At 60.1% G+C, this 524-nt stretch carries 1 protein-coding gene; it reads left to right on the top strand.

The genetic code is table 11. The features are described from left to right. The coding region (locus IVB22_RS42045; protein ID WP_247520320.1) for a porin at nucleotides 1-524 on the top strand (524 nt) is incomplete at both ends.

Raw genomic sequence — 524 nt, 5'->3', positions numbered from 1 at the left:
AGAACCTCCCGACCGGTGCGGGCGACGATATCAAGATCGACGCAACGTACGCGAAGGGCAACACCAAGGCCGTGGTCTCCACGAGCGGTGCCTCGCCGAACTTCGCGATGTTCGGCGACACGGGCCGCGCGGGTGCGTATCAGAGCCTTGGCTTTGGCCAAACGTCTGATGCGGTTTTCCTGCCCGGGTTTCTTACCGGCGGGGCTACCGGCGACCTCAAGCTGACCGAAGCCTATGGTATCCGTGGTGCGTTCAACCACAACTGGGATCCCTACTGGTCGACCAGCCTTTGGGGTAGCTACGGTGCGGTGCGGTATAATGGCAGTGCAACCGACATTCTCTCCGCCAAGGGTCAGTTCTGCGCGAGTTTCAACTTCGGCAAGGTCGTGTCTGCAGACTATTCCTGCAACCCGGACTTCAACTTTGCCCAGGTTGGTGTGGTCACCCGTTGGACTCCCGTCAAGAACCTGACGTTCTCGGCTGAAGTCGGCGCGTTCTTCCTCGACCAGAAGTTCACTGGTGCG

Source organism: Bradyrhizobium sp. 190 (genome assembly GCF_023073415.1).
In the GTDB taxonomy this organism is placed as follows: Bacteria; Pseudomonadota; Alphaproteobacteria; order Rhizobiales; family Xanthobacteraceae; genus Bradyrhizobium.
Note: the sequence above shows the minus strand (reverse complement) of the source record. Positions and strands in the feature narration are given on the sequence as shown.